The 15,673-nt window shown below is 52.8% G+C and carries 17 protein-coding genes; 12 read left to right on the top strand and 5 right to left on the bottom strand.

Translation table 11 applies throughout. The features are described 5' to 3' along the window. The coding region (locus tag PHF27_RS08990) for a nitrite reductase (RefSeq protein WP_300068779.1) at nucleotides 1-476 on the bottom strand (476 nt) is incomplete at its 3' end. Nucleotides 477-621: 145 nt separating this feature from the next. Here PHF27_RS08990 and gndA point away from each other — a divergent pair. From gndA to PHF27_RS08950, 8 genes are all read left to right on the top strand, one after another. Then, nucleotides 622-2,022, top strand: coding sequence for an NADP-dependent phosphogluconate dehydrogenase (gndA, locus tag PHF27_RS08985; RefSeq protein WP_300068776.1), 1,401 nt, complete (start codon nucleotides 622-624; stop codon nucleotides 2,020-2,022). Nucleotides 2,023-2,103: 81 nt separating this feature from the next. After that, entirely contained in the window at nucleotides 2,104-2,919 is an 816-nt protein-coding gene (locus PHF27_RS08980) for an NYN domain-containing protein (RefSeq protein ID WP_300068772.1), read from the top strand. Nucleotides 2,920-3,164: 245 nt separating this feature from the next. After that, nucleotides 3,165-5,081 (top strand): sigma 54-interacting transcriptional regulator, encoded by a 1,917-nt coding sequence (locus PHF27_RS08975; protein WP_300068769.1) that lies wholly within the window; start codon nucleotides 3,165-3,167, stop codon nucleotides 5,079-5,081. 97 nt (nucleotides 5,082-5,178) lie between these two features. Continuing rightward, on the top strand, nucleotides 5,179-5,823 hold the full coding sequence (trmB, locus tag PHF27_RS08970; protein WP_300068766.1) for a tRNA (guanosine(46)-N7)-methyltransferase TrmB: 645 nt from the start codon (nucleotides 5,179-5,181) through the stop codon (nucleotides 5,821-5,823). A 451-nt stretch (nucleotides 5,824-6,274) separates the two neighbouring features. After that, nucleotides 6,275-7,480: an FtsW/RodA/SpoVE family cell cycle protein gene (locus tag PHF27_RS08965; protein ID WP_300068763.1), complete on the top strand. Its 1,206-nt coding sequence runs from the start codon at nucleotides 6,275-6,277 to the stop codon at nucleotides 7,478-7,480. A gap of 27 nt (nucleotides 7,481-7,507) precedes the next feature. Then, nucleotides 7,508-8,851, top strand: a complete 1,344-nt coding sequence (locus PHF27_RS08960; RefSeq protein ID WP_300068760.1) for a right-handed parallel beta-helix repeat-containing protein — start codon at nucleotides 7,508-7,510, stop codon at nucleotides 8,849-8,851. A gap of 12 nt (nucleotides 8,852-8,863) precedes the next feature. Further along, nucleotides 8,864-9,253 carry a secondary thiamine-phosphate synthase enzyme YjbQ gene (locus PHF27_RS08955; protein WP_300068757.1) on the top strand — a complete coding sequence of 130 codons (390 nt, stop codon included), beginning with the start codon at nucleotides 8,864-8,866 and terminating at the stop codon, nucleotides 9,251-9,253. Nucleotides 9,254-9,255: 2 nt separating this feature from the next. Next, nucleotides 9,256-9,537 carry a DUF503 domain-containing protein gene (locus PHF27_RS08950; protein ID WP_300068754.1) on the top strand — a complete coding sequence of 94 codons (282 nt, stop codon included), beginning with the start codon at nucleotides 9,256-9,258 and terminating at the stop codon, nucleotides 9,535-9,537. A 212-nt stretch (nucleotides 9,538-9,749) separates the two neighbouring features. Here the strand turns inward: PHF27_RS08950 and PHF27_RS08945 are convergent, their stop codons facing one another. Further along, nucleotides 9,750-10,406: a flavodoxin family protein gene (locus PHF27_RS08945; protein ID WP_300068751.1), complete on the bottom strand. Its 657-nt coding sequence runs from the start codon at nucleotides 10,404-10,406 to the stop codon at nucleotides 9,750-9,752. 122 nt (nucleotides 10,407-10,528) lie between these two features. Here PHF27_RS08945 and PHF27_RS08940 point away from each other — a divergent pair, with 122 nt between their 5' ends. Further along, on the top strand, nucleotides 10,529-10,954 hold the full coding sequence (locus PHF27_RS08940) for a helix-turn-helix domain-containing protein (RefSeq protein WP_300068749.1): 426 nt from the start codon (nucleotides 10,529-10,531) through the stop codon (nucleotides 10,952-10,954). 255 nt (nucleotides 10,955-11,209) lie between these two features. Here the strand turns inward: PHF27_RS08940 and sdaAA are convergent, their stop codons facing one another. The 3 genes from sdaAA to PHF27_RS08925 are packed head-to-tail and all read right to left on the bottom strand — an operon-like array spanning nucleotide 11,210 to nucleotide 13,437. After that, nucleotides 11,210-12,082, bottom strand: coding sequence for an L-serine ammonia-lyase, iron-sulfur-dependent, subunit alpha (gene sdaAA / locus PHF27_RS08935; protein ID WP_300068746.1), 873 nt, complete (start codon nucleotides 12,080-12,082; stop codon nucleotides 11,210-11,212). A gap of 11 nt (nucleotides 12,083-12,093) precedes the next feature. Continuing rightward, complete coding sequence (gene sdaAB, locus PHF27_RS08930) at nucleotides 12,094-12,759, bottom strand: L-serine ammonia-lyase, iron-sulfur-dependent subunit beta (RefSeq protein WP_300068743.1); 666 nt, start codon at nucleotides 12,757-12,759, stop codon at nucleotides 12,094-12,096. Between the two features lie 12 nt (nucleotides 12,760-12,771). Further along, entirely contained in the window at nucleotides 12,772-13,437 is a 666-nt protein-coding gene (locus PHF27_RS08925; protein WP_300068740.1) for a heparan-alpha-glucosaminide N-acetyltransferase, read from the bottom strand. A gap of 172 nt (nucleotides 13,438-13,609) precedes the next feature. Between PHF27_RS08925 and PHF27_RS08920 the strand changes: the two genes are divergently transcribed. The 3 genes from PHF27_RS08920 to PHF27_RS08910 form a co-directional block, all read left to right on the top strand. Further along, entirely contained in the window at nucleotides 13,610-13,783 is a 174-nt protein-coding gene (locus PHF27_RS08920; RefSeq protein ID WP_018701703.1) for a hypothetical protein, read from the top strand. A 159-nt stretch (nucleotides 13,784-13,942) separates the two neighbouring features. Then, entirely contained in the window at nucleotides 13,943-14,704 is a 762-nt protein-coding gene (locus PHF27_RS08915) for a polysaccharide deacetylase family protein (protein WP_300068736.1), read from the top strand. Between the two features lie 61 nt (nucleotides 14,705-14,765). Next, a partial coding sequence (locus PHF27_RS08910; protein WP_300068733.1) for an amidohydrolase family protein occupies nucleotides 14,766-15,673 on the top strand: 908 nt, incomplete at its 3' end.

Below are 15,673 nucleotides of genomic sequence, written 5' to 3'. Positions count from 1 at the left end.
CCGCCGTTGCCTCCCAGGACGAGATGGAAGCCTTGGGCGTCGGCGTAAAAGCCAATGTCTTTGACGAAGACTTCCGCGCAGCAATTGGGGCAGCCGCTGAGGCCGATACGCAGTTTGCCCGGCAGGGGACGGCCGAAATGGAGCTTGTCCATTTCCAGCCCCAGGGAAGTGCTGTCCTGACGGGCCATGGGACAATGGGGCTTGCCGGGACAGATGGTGACGCCGCGCACGGCTTTGGCGATGAAGCTTTCTCCTTCTACATTTAAAGCAGCAATGACTTTTTCTCCGTCGGCGATTTTGACGCCTAAGAGGGTAATGCTGTTGCCGACAATTTTTAGATCGGCCTGATGGGCTTCCGCTGCGCCAGCAATGGCGCGCAGTTGTTCCGGCGTTGTTAAGCCGCCAGGGATATGCGGTGTTACGGGGAATTTTACACGATTTTTGAGAAAAGGAAGCTGGCTGAGTAATTTGGACATGGTAGACCTCCCTCTTATGCTTGAAAATAACTTTAGCATATCATGGCCTGCCAAAGTCTGCTGTGAGATTGATCACAAAAAAGGTGTTTTAAGGGAAAAGGCGAAATAGTGAGTAAGTATATGCGGCAAAAGGAGGAGTGGGAAAATGAAGTATCAAATGGGCTTGATTGGCTTGGCGGTGATGGGACAAAATTTGGCGTTGAATTTGGCGGGCAAAGGCGTACCTGTAGCTGTATACAATCGCACGGCGGATAAGGTGGCGGCTTTGTTGGAGAAAGGTGAGGAGCTTCCTTTAGGCGGTGCGGCTTCTTTGGAAGAATTCGCTGGTATGCTGGAGCGGCCCCGGCGCATTCTCCTGATGGTTAAAGCTGGCGAAGCCGTTGACTCTATGCTGAATCAACTCGCTCCTCTTTTGGATGAGGGAGATATCTTGATTGACGGGGGGAATTCGCATTATCGGGATACCCAGCGCCGGGAAGAGCAAATGGCCGATGTCGGCATTCGCTATCTGGGCTTGGGGGTTTCCGGCGGGGAAGAAGGCGCTCTGCGGGGGCCTAGCTTAATGGCTGGCGGGGATGCGTTGGCCTATACGACGGTAGCTCCGCTTTTAAAGCGCATGGCGGCGCAGGCGGAGGACGGCACGCCTTGTTGTGCGTATTTTGGCGGCGGCGGTGCGGGACATTTTGTAAAAATGGTTCATAACGGCATTGAATATGCAGATATGCAGTTGATTGCGGAAAGCTATTTTTATATGAAAGAAGCCTTGCATTTAGGGGAAGCAGAACAGGCGGAGCTATTTGAGAAGTGGAACAAAGGCATTCTAAGTTCCTATCTGATTGAAATCACGGCGGCAGTGCTGCGGCGCAAGGATAAAGACACCGGCAAAGCGCTGGTGAATCTCATTTTGGACAAGGCGGCTCAAAAAGGGACCGGCCAGTGGACGAGCCAAGCGGCCTTGGAACTGGGCGTGCCGGCGCCAGCCATTACTGAAGCGGTTTTTGCCAGGTATTTATCCCAATTGAAGGAAGAAAGAGTGATTGCGGCGCAGGAGCTTCCAGGCACCGGAACCTGGGGTATTGGGGACGGCGAAAATGCCGGACGTCGTTTGAAAGAAGCGTTGTTTTTGTCTAAGCTTTGCTGTTATGCCCAAGGGTTTGCCTTGCTGCAAGCCGCGCGTCAGGCGTACGGCTGGGAAATGGATTTGGCGAAAGTGGCGTTGGTTTGGCGGGCCGGTTGTATTGTGCGGGCGCGTATTCTAGAAGATATTGCGGCGGTTTATCAAGAGCAGCCGGATTTGAAAAACTTGCTGCTGGCGCCTCGCTTTGTGACGGCTTTTGGCAGAGGCCAGCATGAATGGCGGTTGTTGGTGAGCGATGCCGTGGAGAGAGGGCTGGCGGTCCCGGTAATGGGGGCCTCCCTGGCTTACTATGACGGATATCGCCGGGCTTCTTCGCCGGCGAATCTTCTGCAGGCGCAGCGGGATTATTTCGGCGCGCACACCTATGAACGCGTGGATCGCCCAGGATTTTTCCATACGGAATGGTAGCAGACTTTTCGGCTCCATAGCCTCAACGGGTGTACTCTGGTATAATAGTTCCGGAAGGCACCAAAAGAGAGGAAGGCCGAAATGGGAATTAATGTTCTAACAAGTACGCTTCAGTGGCGGCGGCATCGGCAGCAGCGAGTGGCTGTGCTGTTTGACGCAGAAAATATACATTTGGACTTAGCGCGCTTTGCTTTGACAAAAGCGGCGGAGCTGGGAGAGGTTATTCTTTGTCGTGCTTATGCAGACTGGTCGCATCTAGATTTGACGCGCAGTGAATGGCGGAATTTTACCATGGAAAACGGCGTGTCAGTTGTGCATACTCCCGCCGGAACCAGCGGTAAAAATACGGCGGATATTGCCTTGGCGATTGAGGCTATGGAGCTAGTATTCCTAGGCAATGTGCATGCGCTGGTTATCGTTTCGAATGATTCGGATTTTCGCTTTCTGGCGTTGCGGGTGCGGGAAAAAGGGGTGCCGATTTATGGCGCCGGACACATGCAGGTTAAAGAAAGCCTGCGCAGTGCGTATACTGCTTTTTTTGAAGCGCCGGATAAAAAAAGCAAATCCGTAGCGGCGCGGACGGTGCCGGAACTGGCGGGACGCAGCAAGGAACGGCGAGAACTTCGCACGGCGGTAGGCGAGCTGGCAGAGGAAGTGCAGCGGCCCATGGCGCAGATCATCGATATGTATCTGCGTCTCAAGGAAGAAACGAAACAGGATTGGGTAGGGGGATCCGTGCTAGGTCAGCGCCTCAAGGAAGAACAGGAGGATTTTGCTTTGCCCGCCGGGCAGGGCAAGCAGCTATCCAAGTTTCTAAAGAAATACCCGCGCCTTTTCCGGCTGGAACGGCAGGGCACCTGTTTTTTGGTGAAAGTGGAATTGGCTAAAGAGAATTGAACGATTAAACAGCCTGCGCTTTGCGGCGCAGGCTGCTCTTATGTTGCTTTTCTTCTAAATTGTATAGTTTGTGGGGAAAAGACTGTAGGGATTTTTCCTGAAGTTACGAATTGGCGTCTAATGCGCTTGTATTTTTGCAAAAAGTACTGTACAATGTAAATTGTTAGATTTTTCCGCCAGAAAAGAGCGGCTGTTTGTAAAGTGAGCAGCGCGGCCCAAGAAAGGCGTGAAACGGAGGAAAAGCCATGATCCGTGAAAAACGGAGTAAAGAAAAATTAGAAACGTATTATCGTAAATTTATGGAAGAAGGCGTTATGGACGCCAATGTGCATCCTTATGTGGCGGAATCTTGGCAGAAAAGCCGCGACTGGAAAGTAGGTTCAGCTCGCTTGGAGGGTTTGCCTCGCCTTGGTAAAGAGGAATTTCGTTTGCGCCAGGGGCGTCATCAAGCGGCTATTCAGTATGTAGACGAATATTACCAAACGGTGCGGGAATTTTTCACGAACCACAACTTAAGCCTGCTTCTTTTGGATGAAGAATGCTATGTGCTGCGCAGCTATGCTATGCCTTTTTATCAAATTTCTACGATTGATACCCCAGGCACAAGGCTGTCTCCTAAAGATATCGGCACATCCAGTATTAGCATCGCCTATGAGCACCAAGTTCCCTTTTTGCTCTTCGGACCGGAAATGTGGATTCGGGAATGCCAAAACAGCGATGCTTGTTCGGCGCCGGTCATGGCGGGCGGGCGGATGCAATACATTCTAGCGTTGGTGGCGGCGGATCGCGAGCCGTTGCCGTATGATGCATTAGTGTCTACCGTGCTGAGCTTGAAATACGCCCTGGAAAGCTATTTGCAGGTTCAATATCGCTTGGCGTCGAAAAACGCGATTTTGGATGCAGCTTCTTTTGCGGTGTACCAGATTCAAGCTGGCGGGGAAGTAACCTATGCCAACCGGTTGGGTCAGAGCCGTCTGGGCGAGCTGGGCATTCAGGCCAGAGAAGACGAGCCGCCGAATTTGGAAAATGTCTTGTTGAATTACAAACATACGCCAATTTACAAGGGCTTTCAGGGCATTCCGTCTTACAACAAGGCGGTTACTTGGATTACCAACAGCAAAACGTACGAAGATATTACTACCATTGTGCCAATGGAGCGCGGCGAAGAGCAGGATGTCGGCAGCGTGGTCGCTTTGTCGCTGCCTATCGAAGACTTGCGGACCCTTGTGGCGCACGCAGTAGGTTTCAGCGCCAGATACAATCTGTCCAGCATGGTGGGACAGACGGTGAACTTTACGGCTATGAAAGACCGGGCGGCGCGCTTGGCTCGCAATACGTACCATGTAATGTTGCAAGGCGAGCCTGGTTCCGGCAAGGAACGTTTGGCGCACGGCATGCACCAAGCCAGCCCGCGGGCGGCAGGACCGCTCATTTCCGTAAAATGCGGGGATTTACCGTCAGAGGTATTGGAAAATGAGCTCTTCGGCTTTGGCTCGCCCGAGGGAGACGGACGTCCGGGAAAACTGGAATTGGCTAACGGCGGCACGCTGTTCTTAGATGAAATTGAAAAAATGCCGATGCAGGTGGCGCAGCGCTTGTTTGCGGCGATGCAAACCGGCGTTTTTCACCGCAACGGGGAAACCATTCCCCGCTCCTTTGATGTACGTCTGATTGCTTCTTGTGACAGCGATCTAAAACGCTTGAGCGAGCGAGGCGCCTTCTTATACGAGTTATACGAAGTCTTGGCGAAACACACCATTCGTATTCCTCCGCTGCGTTTGCGGCGGGAAGATATTCCTCTTATTGCCAGCCACATTATTCAAGAGTTGGCGGAACAGCATCATCTGCCGGAAAAAACATTCCGTGAAGATGCCATCGAAGCGCTTCTTAATTACGAATGGCCCGGCAATATCAAGCAATTGCAGGTGGCGGTGGAGCATGCTTTCTTCCATACGGAAAGCAATGAAATTCAGCCTGGGGATATCAAAATGGTGACCGAGCCGGCGTTCGGCAACGAGTGGAAAGAAGACCGAGCGGTCTTTGTCAAGGCCTGGCAGACGGCAGGCGGCAATATCAGCCGTTTGGCGAATATGCTGGATGTCAGCCGGGTGACGTTGTACCGGTACCTTAAAAAGTACGGCTTGACCAAGAGCGGCGCCTGAGGGCAATTTTAGAAGCAGAAGCAGGGTTGACAGGAGGAATGTGTCATGGTATCCTCCTGTCAACTCTCTTTTATTTATAAGCAATGGAGGAACGACGTTGAGACTGCGCAGAAAATCATGGATACCGGCAGCGCTGGATAATTTTAGCGATTGGCTGGTGCGTTTTGAAGACGGAGCGACCTATAAGGGGCGATGGGCGGAGGTCTTTGGCAGGACCGCGCCATTGCATGTGGAAGTGGGCACAGGCAAAGGGCGTTTTGTCAGTCAAATGGCTTTGCGCGACAGCCATGTGAACTATCTGGGGATTGAGCGGGAGCTGGAGGTAATTTACTATGCTCTCGAAAAGGCCAAAGAGGCGGAGATTGCCAATTTGCGCCTGATGGAAGCCGATGTGGCTCGTTTGGAGGAACTCTTTGCGCCGGGAGAAATTGATCGTTTGTTTATCAATTTTTGCGACCCCTGGCCGAAGAAACGCCATGCCAAACGGCGGTTGACACATGTCGACTTTCTGGCGCTGTACCGCCGGGTGGTTAAAAAGGGCGGGGAAATTCATTTTAAGACGGACAATCGAGGGCTCTTTGATTTTTCACTGGAGCAGTTTGCTGAGGCCGGTTTGCCGATGAAAGACGTAACCTTTGATTTGGTTGCCGATGCGCGACCGGACAATATTATGACGGAATACGAAGAAAAATTTTCAAGCAAAGGCACGCCGATCTGTCGGTGTGTGGTGGTGCTGGAATAGCAAAAAAGCGGACGCTGCTGCGGCCGCTTTTTTGCTATGTTTTGCTATGTAAAGAAAGTATTATTGTAAAATAGACGGCATGCTTGTATTTGAGACAAGGTTTGCGCTCGCCTCGCAAATGCTGGCTAAGGCGGCAGTTTCTTAACTCGCTGCGCTCAAACAGGCGAAACTGTGATCCTCCTCAGCTAGCATTTGCGTCCTGCGGACCGGCTTGCTCCAAAAAGTCTCAAATGCAAGCGTTGCCGCCGTTTCCCGCCGTCGTGCCTTTCGGTTCTCATCGTGATTTTTGTTTGAAATTATTCTCTGGCTTTTCTCTGTTCCTCTGCTTACTCTGTGTTCGTTCCCTGCTTTGCTTATGACGGTAAATGTAGGCCTTAGGGCCGGAAGACGCGGGGCTCTGTCTCTGTTATAATAAAAAGAGTATTTTGGGCTTCTTTGAAGGAGGTTGGGCATGAATATAGTGGCTCGCCTTTGGCGTAATCATAATGAGGCGCTGCTGGTAATTTTGCTGCTGCTCCTTACCTTGGGGGCGCTGAACGTATTCAGCGCCAGCTTTGTAACGGCCGGGCAGGAAATGAAAGACAGCTACTTCTTTTTTAAACGGCACTTGCTGTCGCTGCTTGTGGGCATGGTTATATTTTTTATTATGGCGAGAGTGAAGTATCAAGGGAAGATGCGTCTTGGCGCGACTTTGTTTTGGGTTGCCTGTATGGTTCTCTTGTTTTTGGTGCATGTTTCCGGCGTAACGGTTAATGGTTCGCGCCGCTGGCTGCGCTTGGCTTCGTTTACGTTGCAGCCTTCGGAGCTGGCCAAGCTTGCGGCTGTCTTTTTGGCGGCGGCGTCCTTGGGAATTCAAACCAGACGAGGGCGTCTGACCACTATTTTTTCTCCCGCCTTGGTGGCGGCGGCGGCTTTGGCTCTGCCCGTGTATTTCCAACCGGATATGGGGACGGCAGCGCTGATTATCGCGTTGCCCTTGGTGATGCATTTAGTGGCCGGCGTCGCCGGCTGGCAATGGCTTGTTTTGCTTTTTCTTGGCGGCCTTGGCGTTACCAAGCTTGTTATGGCCGAAGGTTATCGGGCGGAGAGGATTGCTTCGTGGCTTAACCCCTGGCAGTACGCCCAGGATCAGGGGTATCAGGCGGTGCAGGCTCTTTTGGCGATTGGGTCCGGCGGTATTACCGGTACCGGCCCTGGCCAAGGCATGGGCAAGTTTTTCTATTTGCCGGAAGCGCATACGGATTTTGCTTTCGCCGTCTTTGCCCAGGAATGGGGCTTGGGAGGCGCGTGGTTTTTGATTTTTCTCTTTGTGCTGCTCTTGGTCTATGGAGGGCAGATTGTGCGTAAGGCGCCGGATGCCTTGAGTCAGATGTTGGCGCTAGGCTGTCTGTTATTGGTTGTGGGCCAAGCGGCAGGAAATCTGCTGATGGTACTAGGGGTGCTGCCGGTTATCGGCGTGCCTTTGCCTTTTATCAGCTATGGGGGCACTTCGCTGATTGTGAATATGGCGGCGATGGGCTTGTTGCTGAATATCGGGCGCCAGGTGGTGGCTGCCGAAGGCGCAGCGGAGAGAGAAGAAGAGCAGCCGGAGGCAGAAGGACAAAGCTTGAAAGAGAAAGTGGAGCGCAAACGTCATTTGCGACTAGTGCGGCATTGAAGATAAAGTATGTGAGGAGGCGGCAGCATGTCGAAATTAGCAGTCTTAAAAAAGGCTAAGCAAGAGATATTTCATGTAACGCACCCCTTGGCGGCGGAGGCGAAAGAGGTCCGCAAAGCCTATTTACAGGGTTTGGCGGTGGTGGGTCTGGTGGATAAAGCATTAACGCCGCAGGAAAGCTCTTTTTTGGAGTTGTCTGCTTTAGCTTTGGGGCTGGAAAGTTCAGATCTTCTAGCTGCGCAGGATGCGGCGGAAGCGCTGGAGGGAGAAGGGTTAGCCAAATTACTGAACTTGCTTAGCGGTGAAGACTTGAGCACCGCTTTTTTGATTGAAGCGCATCTGCTGGCGTTTGTCGACGGTGATCCGGTCAATGAAGAAAAGGAAGGCTTGGATTTGCTGGGCGATATGCTGCGTGTGCCGGTGTCGGTGTTTCGGTTTGTGCAGGAATTTGCCCTGGCGGTTCAGCGAAAGCAAGGGAAACAGGCGCAGACTGCCTTAGAGAGCGCTTACAAGAATGGCTTGGATCCGGCTTTCTTGCTCTTGCGGTATTTTTGGCCGGAACTGGCGTACCAGGAAGAAATGGGCGGTTTTGTGGTGCCGGCAGGCGTGGTGCGACGCATTATGCGGCCAACTAAGCTGACCGGGCCAGTGCGCGTGGAAGCTGGCGGCGAGCTGGTCATTGGGGCAGTACCTATTGTTTTGGATGGCCCGGGTGCTGGCTTGACCGTTCAAGGCGGCAGCCTTTCCATGAAAGGGACAACCCTGGAAGCCGGCGGAGTTTGCGAAGCCAGTATGCTGGTGTTGCGTCAATGCCTGCGTATTAAGCTGGAAGGAGTCACCTTTGAAGCCAGAGGCAAAGCGCGGGCTATTTATCAAGAAGGCGGTCTGCTGCATTTGTTTTCCTGCCGCATTTTGGATGGACGAGGCGGAGACGGCGGCGCGATTCATGCGGCGCTGCAAGCATCGGTGCGGCTGAAGGATTGTCAGGTACGTCGCTGCCGGGCCAAAGCAGCCGGCGGAGCTTTGTATATGCTGCGCGGCGCGCAGATGCTGATACAGCATACGGAATTTGAAGACTGCGAAGGACCGGAAGGCGGCGGCGCGATTGCGGTGCAAGGCTCTATGCAGCTTACTCTGGAACATTGCCGTTTTATAGACTGCCGGACGGCCCAGCGCGGCGGTGCGATTTGGAAGGACAATACCGAGCCCATGGAGCAGACTTTTGTGCGGCATTGTCATTTTGAAGATTGCGCTTCGGTGCAGGTGGAAAACGCTGGGGGCGCTTTGGATTTATACTATCTAGGCGCGGCGCCAGTACTGGATTCGTTGAACTTTGTCAATTGCTGGCCGGAAACCGTGCGGCAGCGTTAAGGAGAGAAGCCCATGTATCAATACAGTCTGGAAACGCCGCAAGAAGGCTTTGTGGATATTACCGGGCAAGTGCAGAAAGCGGTGCACGACAGTGGTATAAACGAAGGCACGGCGCTGGTCTTTGTGCCCCACACGACGGCGGCGGTAACCATTAATGAAAACGCCGATCCGGATGTGCTGCACGATTTGCGCTTGGCGCTGACGGAGTTGACGCCAAAACTCCCCTATCGCCACGGCGAGGGAAATTCTCCGGCGCATCTGAAAAGCAGTCTTTTTGGCTGCAGCCAACTGGTACCCATTGTCAACGGCAAACTGGCTTTAGGTACCTGGCAGGGGATCTACTTTTGCGAATTTGACGGACCGCGGCGGCGCAACTTCCAGGTCGTCGTACAGGGGCGTTAACGATGTATGTGGCAGTATGCAGCTTAGAATTGTTTATTCCGCAAGCCTCTTCCCGTAAAGATCGTCGCCAGGTGGTAAAAAGCCTGGTGGAGCGGATGCGGGCGCGGACAGGGGCTTCGGTGGCTGAAGTAGGCGGTCAAGAAACCTGGCAGCGGGCGACCTTGGGGGTGGCCATGGTCAGCGGCGAAAAAGCGTTTCTAGATAAGCAGGTTCAGCTGGTGCGCCGTTTGGCGGAAGACCAAACCGAAGCGGAATTGACCTGGTTTACGGTAGAATATTATTGAGGACGGAACACAGAGAAGTTACGGAGCACTAGAATAGTAACAGGAGTAGATGGAGTATAGGGAGGGCACGAGTGAGGGTTACGGTGGCCATGATTATTATAAAATTAAAGGCTGTGAAAATCTTGTTGCAAAGATTTTCACAGCCTTTAGTTTTAACTTTGATATGAACTTTGCCCTCAGTCATACCCTCACGAGACTCTCGAGACTCTTGTTCAATCCTTGTTGTTCGGTTTCAGCGCGCGTGCGCCTAGAGCAAAGGCTTTTTGGCAGTCTTCCGGGAAAACCTCGTCGCGCTGCTTGGCTTTGGCGGTTTCGTCCCAGGAGGTGGAGACGTAGTTCGCGTAATCGGGAAATTGGTAGGTGTTATAGACATAAAGCGCTTCCGTAGCGCCGAAGATTTTGGCGAAGTATTTCTCCATGGTCCCTACGGTTTTTGGATAGCCCCATTCGGCGGCTTGTTCTTCTGTTACGTTCATGGTGTAGATAAAACTTACTTTCTTCTTCTTTGTCGCCAGCGAGGAATAGTCTTTGTCGTACACAAGATACTGGAAAAGTGTGCGTTCCATGAAAGAGCGCAGTTCGCCAGTAACATTGCCAAAGTAAATAGGCGAGCCAAGAATGATGGCATCCGCTTTTTCGATTTTTTCTAAAACGGGACTTAAATCATCGTGATAGGCGCATTTTCCATAGCTTTTACCGTCTTTTCGTTTGCAGGCGAAACAGCTTATGCAGCCTTTGAAATTGAGGTCGTATAAATGGATGAGCTCGGTTTGCACCCCCTGTGCAGCGGCTCCTTCTAAGGCTTTATTGAGCAAGGTGGCGGTGTTCCAATTTTTTCGCGGACTGCCGTTGATTGCCAGTACGTACATAGTTAATTCCTTCTTTCTTCTTGTTACTTCTCCTGTTACAATTACTATAGCACAAAGGCATAAATGAACAAGTATGCAGTTTTTTCTGTGTTGGTATAAAAAAGATACTTAAAGGAGAAAGTATGAAGAATCACCAAACCTATGATGTGAAGCTTCCCGGCTTGAACGTCTATGAAACGAAGTGTCCGATTATCTACGCGCTGGACTTAATCGGGCAGAAATGGAAGCTGCCCATTCTTTGGTATCTGTTTCAAAAAGAAGCTACAAGATACAATGAGCTGAAGCGCAGCGTCAAGGGAATTACGAACATGATGCTCACCAAATCCTTGCAGGAGCTGGAAGGCCATGGCCTTGTAAAGCGGGTTCAGTATGCGACCATTCCTCCGAAAGTGGAATATTCCTTAACCGAGAGGGGCAGGGCCTTGATTCCCGCGTTGGATGCTCTATACGCCTGGGGTCAAGAGCAGCTTGAACTGAATAGGGAGGACGCGATTTTAACGAACCAGAGAACCGGAGTAACCGGCGAAGATGGCTGCGGGCTATGGTAGATATGGAAAAAGATGCTTCCAGGTGTAGCCTGGAGGCATCTTTTTATTGTCGCAGATATAATCAATCATTGCCGCTATAGCCCTCATTCGAGCCCTCCGGTTCTCATCGCGACTCATGTTCAATCCAACTCCGTCGAACCCTCCCTAATTAAATGCCAGTAGACGTCGGTTGCCATGCCGTCCATGGCGCAACCGACCCTAACCGCATCCAGCGCCGTCGTACTCCTGTTAAATGTATTCCTCGGCGTCCCTTCTTCAGCGGCTTTTGCCCAAAATGGCTTCCGCCCAGGCTAGGCCGCTGGGCGTGGTGGCAAGGCCGCCTTGAGCGGTTTCGCGCAGGGAACAGGGCAGCTGTGCGCCGATGCGTCCCATGGTGTCAATGACCTCGTCCGGGGGAATGACGCTGGCGATGTCGGCCAAAGCCAGCTCCGCCGCTGCTAGCGCATTGGCCGCCGCTCCGGCGTTGCGTTTGACGCAAGGCACTTCCACCAGACCGGCAACTGGATCGCAAACAAGGCCCAGCATGTTTTTTAAAGCAATGGCTACGGCATGGCCGACTTGTCGAGGAGAACCGCCGAGGGCGTCAACCGCCGCGCCAGCCGCCATGGCTGCCGCGCTGCCGCATTCGGCTTGACAGCCGCCGGTGGCGCCGGCCAAAGTGGCCCGTGAAGCGATGACCAAACCGATGCTGCCGGCGGTAATCAAAGCTTTAGCCAGTTGCGGCCGGGTAAGAGCATGTTCTTCTTGGAGGGTGAAAAGCAGTGCAGGAAGCACGCCGCTGGCGCCAGCGGTAGGGGCCGCCACAATGCGTCCCATAGCGGCATTGGCTTCGCCTACTGCCAAGGCGTACATTAAGGCTTTGCGCAGGGGAGTTCCGGCGCAGGAAGGTGTAGGTAGCTGCAGGCGGCGGCTGTCGCCTCCAACCAGGCCGCCTACGGAACGGACGCCGCTCAAGCCGGTGTCAATGGCGGCGCGCATAACATTCAGCAGCTCGCCGCTGCGTAAGAGCAAGTCTTCTTCACTGCAGTCCAACTGCCGGCTTTGCTGGCGCAGGCACCAGTCTCCGAAAGACAGGGCATCCTCCTCGGCTTCCATGAGCCAGGTTGTTAACGAAAGTTTTCTTGGCATAGTCAATCCTCCTACGATAAGGGATCGATGCGGCGTACGGCATCGACTAACGATAGGGCGCTTAACGCGTGAAGTACGTTGTCGTTGATGGGTTGATCGGTTTCCAATACCATAAGGGCGGTAGAGCCTTTTTGCTGCCGGGAAACGCGCATGGCGGCGATATTAACATTGTGTTCAAATAGTACGGTAGTAACTTGGGAAATGGCGCCGGGGCGATCCGGATGTACTACCAGCAACGTCGGTAGTTCGCCGCCCATTTCCAAAGCAAAGCCGTCGATATCGGTGATTTGCACGCGGCCGCCGCCGATGGAGCAGCCAGTGACGCAAGAATGCTGGCCGGAAAGACCGGTTAATTCTAAGCGGGCCGTATTCGGATGCGCCTGCTCGCCTAAATCAATGAGCTGGAAGGAAAAATCCAGACCGGCTTCTTTGGCATAGCGAAAAGAATCGGGGATGCGGGCGTCGTCGGGATTCCAGTCTAAAAGACCGGCTACAAGGGCTACATCGGTGCCATGCCCTTTGTGGGTCTGGGCGAAAGAGCCATGTAAGCCGATCATTGCATGAGCGGCCTTTTCTCCCAGCACAAGGCGGGCCAGACGGCCTAAGCGTACGGCTCCGGCTGTATGGGAGCTGGAAGGACCGATCATGACGGGGCCTAAAACGTCGAATAAATTCATAAGGCGACCTCCTTATTTATGCAAGAGCGTGAGCAGGGCCACCAGCAGCGGCTGATGGAGCAGGTAAATAGCCAGCGTATGCCGACCAAGCCACAAAAACCGAGAGTCGCCCGGCGGCTGCGGCAGCAAGGAGCGCCGTTCGGAATATAAGACGCGCCCGGCTAAATGGCCGGCGGCAAACAAGCCATACCAGGGAAACAGAGGATAATAGTCAAGGGTTGTGAATACAGGCGGGGTGACGCCGAACGGTAAAAGCCACGGCGTAGAAGCGAACGCAGGTAAGAAGGCGGGCAAGACCGCTGTACCCGCAGCAAGAGCTGCCACGAAAATAAGAGGCAAACGGTGCAAGCTGGGAGCGGTCAGCATCGAGACGCCTAAAAGGTGCAAAATGCCGAAGCGAACATAGGTGTCGGGGTCCCACCACCAAGTGCCGGCCGATACGGCGGCAGCGGCCAGTAAAATGCGCAGGCCGTGGCGCAAAGACGAGCGGCTGAGGTTGGAAGAAACGCCTGCCAGCAAAATGAAGCTTACTGCGGCAAAAACACCGGTAAAACGCCAAAAGCCTTGATGATAGTCAATGGGGTATAAAAAAAGATCCCGCAGGTCCACCAAAATATGAAAGAAAATCATGAAGCAAAGCGCCAAGGAGCGCCAAGCGTCAATTTCCCAGATGCGCATAGACACCTTCCTTGTAAAATGCGACAAAAACAGACAACATGTATACAGAATAACATATAGAAGTAGTTGATTTTTAGTTAAATGAATCTTATAATAAAACTAAGAAAAGTGAAACGATTCACGTGAAGGCTTTCACTATGAGGAGACGCAACAAGAGGAAGGAGTGTACGGAATGAAACTACTATTGAGAGTGTTTGCAACGTTGTTTTTCGCCATTATTAGCCCTCTTTACGTTCTCTATCTGTTCGTTAGTTTCCTGCTTTCGCCGGTTATGTATGTTCTTTCCGGGCTAGGGCACCTGCTGCGCGGCCATCATGGTCCCAAGCACAGCGTTAAAGAATGCTGAGGAACGGGGCGCGGCTGAAAAAGCGCTCGGGCGAAGGCTGAACGGGGTCTCATTGTAAATGAGGCTCCGTTTTGCATTTACACAGAGCCATTGCGTCGCAAGGGGAAGCAGTGGTAAAATAAAAGGAGAACATGATTTAAGAATAAAGAGGTGTCCCGCATGCTTTCACGCCGCCGCTTTTTGCAGATGTGTGGTGTATCACTAGCCGCCATGGCGGTAGGCGTTCCTGTCGTTGCCGCCGCAGGCTCCATACCGGTTCTTTTGTATCATCGTATTGGAGATTCGGACGACAAGATTACGGCGAAGACGCAACGATTTGTTGAAGATCTTGATTTTTTGCAAAAACAAGGTTTTAACACTATTAGTTTAAAACAATTTGATCAGGCGGTGTCCGGCAAACGGGATCAATTGCCGGAAAATCCTGTGCTGATTACCTTTGACGACGGTTATGCGGATAATTACGAGCATGCGTTTCCAGAACTCCAAAAGAGGGGCATGACGGCAGCATTCTTTATTATCAGCGATTTTGTCGGGCAAGCGGAACGAGTTACTTGGCCGCAGATTCAGGAAATGAAAAAGTACGGCATGGGCATTGGTTCGCATACCCTAAGCCATCGCTTTCTCAATGAACTTCCGGAAAAAGAAGCGATCTTAGAAGTGGAAAAATCAAAATTTCATATAGAAAACTGGCTGGGTTCTCCCGTGCGTTTTATCGCATTTCCTGGGGGTTTTTATACGCCGACTATTTTGGAAGCGGTAAAAAGCGCCGGTTATTGCGGCGCCTTTTCCGTGCATTACGGGCTTTACCAAGAGGGCGACGTTCCCTATACGATTAAACGCATACCGGTTTTTGCGAAGGATCAACCAATATGGTACATTTTGGCGAAACGGGGTCTGCTGCCGCAGATTCTGCCGGTTTAATGTCGAACATTTCCACCCGCAGGCTTTTGGTCTCGGGTGGTTTTTTTATAAGGAGGATTTTATGGATGAAAAAATGATGCAGCGCTTGTTGGCGGCGGCGTCTGGACGAGAAGAGGCGGATGTCGTTTTAAAGAATGCCCAAGTCTTCAATGTCTTTACCGGTGAATTTGAAGCTGGCGACGTAGCTCTTTGCGGTGCGTATATTGCCGGCATTGGCAAGTATAAGGGTAAAGAGGAGCTCGACTTGGCTGGAAGGTATGTTACCCCTGGCTTTATTGACGGGCATATGCATTTGGAAAGCTCGATGGTGACGCCAGGCGAGTTTGCCAGGGCGGTAGTGCCTCAAGGGACGACGGCGGTGGTGGCGGATCCTCACGAAATCGCCAATGTGAGCGGCTTGGCGGGTATTGAATACTTACTGGCGGCTTCAGAGGGATTGCCTTGCAGTGTTTATGTAATGCTGCCCTCTTGCGTGCCGGCGACGCACTTGGAGACGGCAGGGGCGAGGCTGGAGGCGGAGGATTTGGCCAGGCTGGCGGAGCATCCGCGGGTGCTGGGGCTGGGGGAAGTGATGAACTATCCGGCGGTGGTGCACGGCGAGGCGGCTATGCTGCGCAAACTGCGGCTTTTCGAAGGCAGGCCCGTGGACGGTCATGCGCCTGGGTTAAGCGGGTTGGCGCTCAATGCCTATGCGGCGGCAGGCATCCATTCGGATCATGAGTGCGCTACGGCGGAGGAAGGCAAAGCGCGGCTGGCCAGGGGCCTGCACTTGATGCTGCGCGAAGGCTCGGCAGCGCATAATCTGCTGGACTTGTTGCCGGCAGTCAACGCGCAGACGCTGGCGCGCTGCCTTTTTGTCACGGATGACCGTCATCCGGCGGATTTATTGCAGCAAGGTCATGTTAATCACTTGGTGCGCCTGGCCGTGGAGGCAGGGCTTAAGCCTGCCTGGGCTTTGCAAATGGCGAC

The sequence above is a fragment of the Anaeromusa sp. genome, assembly GCF_028691475.1.
Classification (GTDB): Bacteria; Bacillota; Negativicutes; order Anaeromusales; family Anaeromusaceae; genus Anaeromusa.
This window is presented reverse-complemented; position numbering and strand designations above follow the sequence as displayed.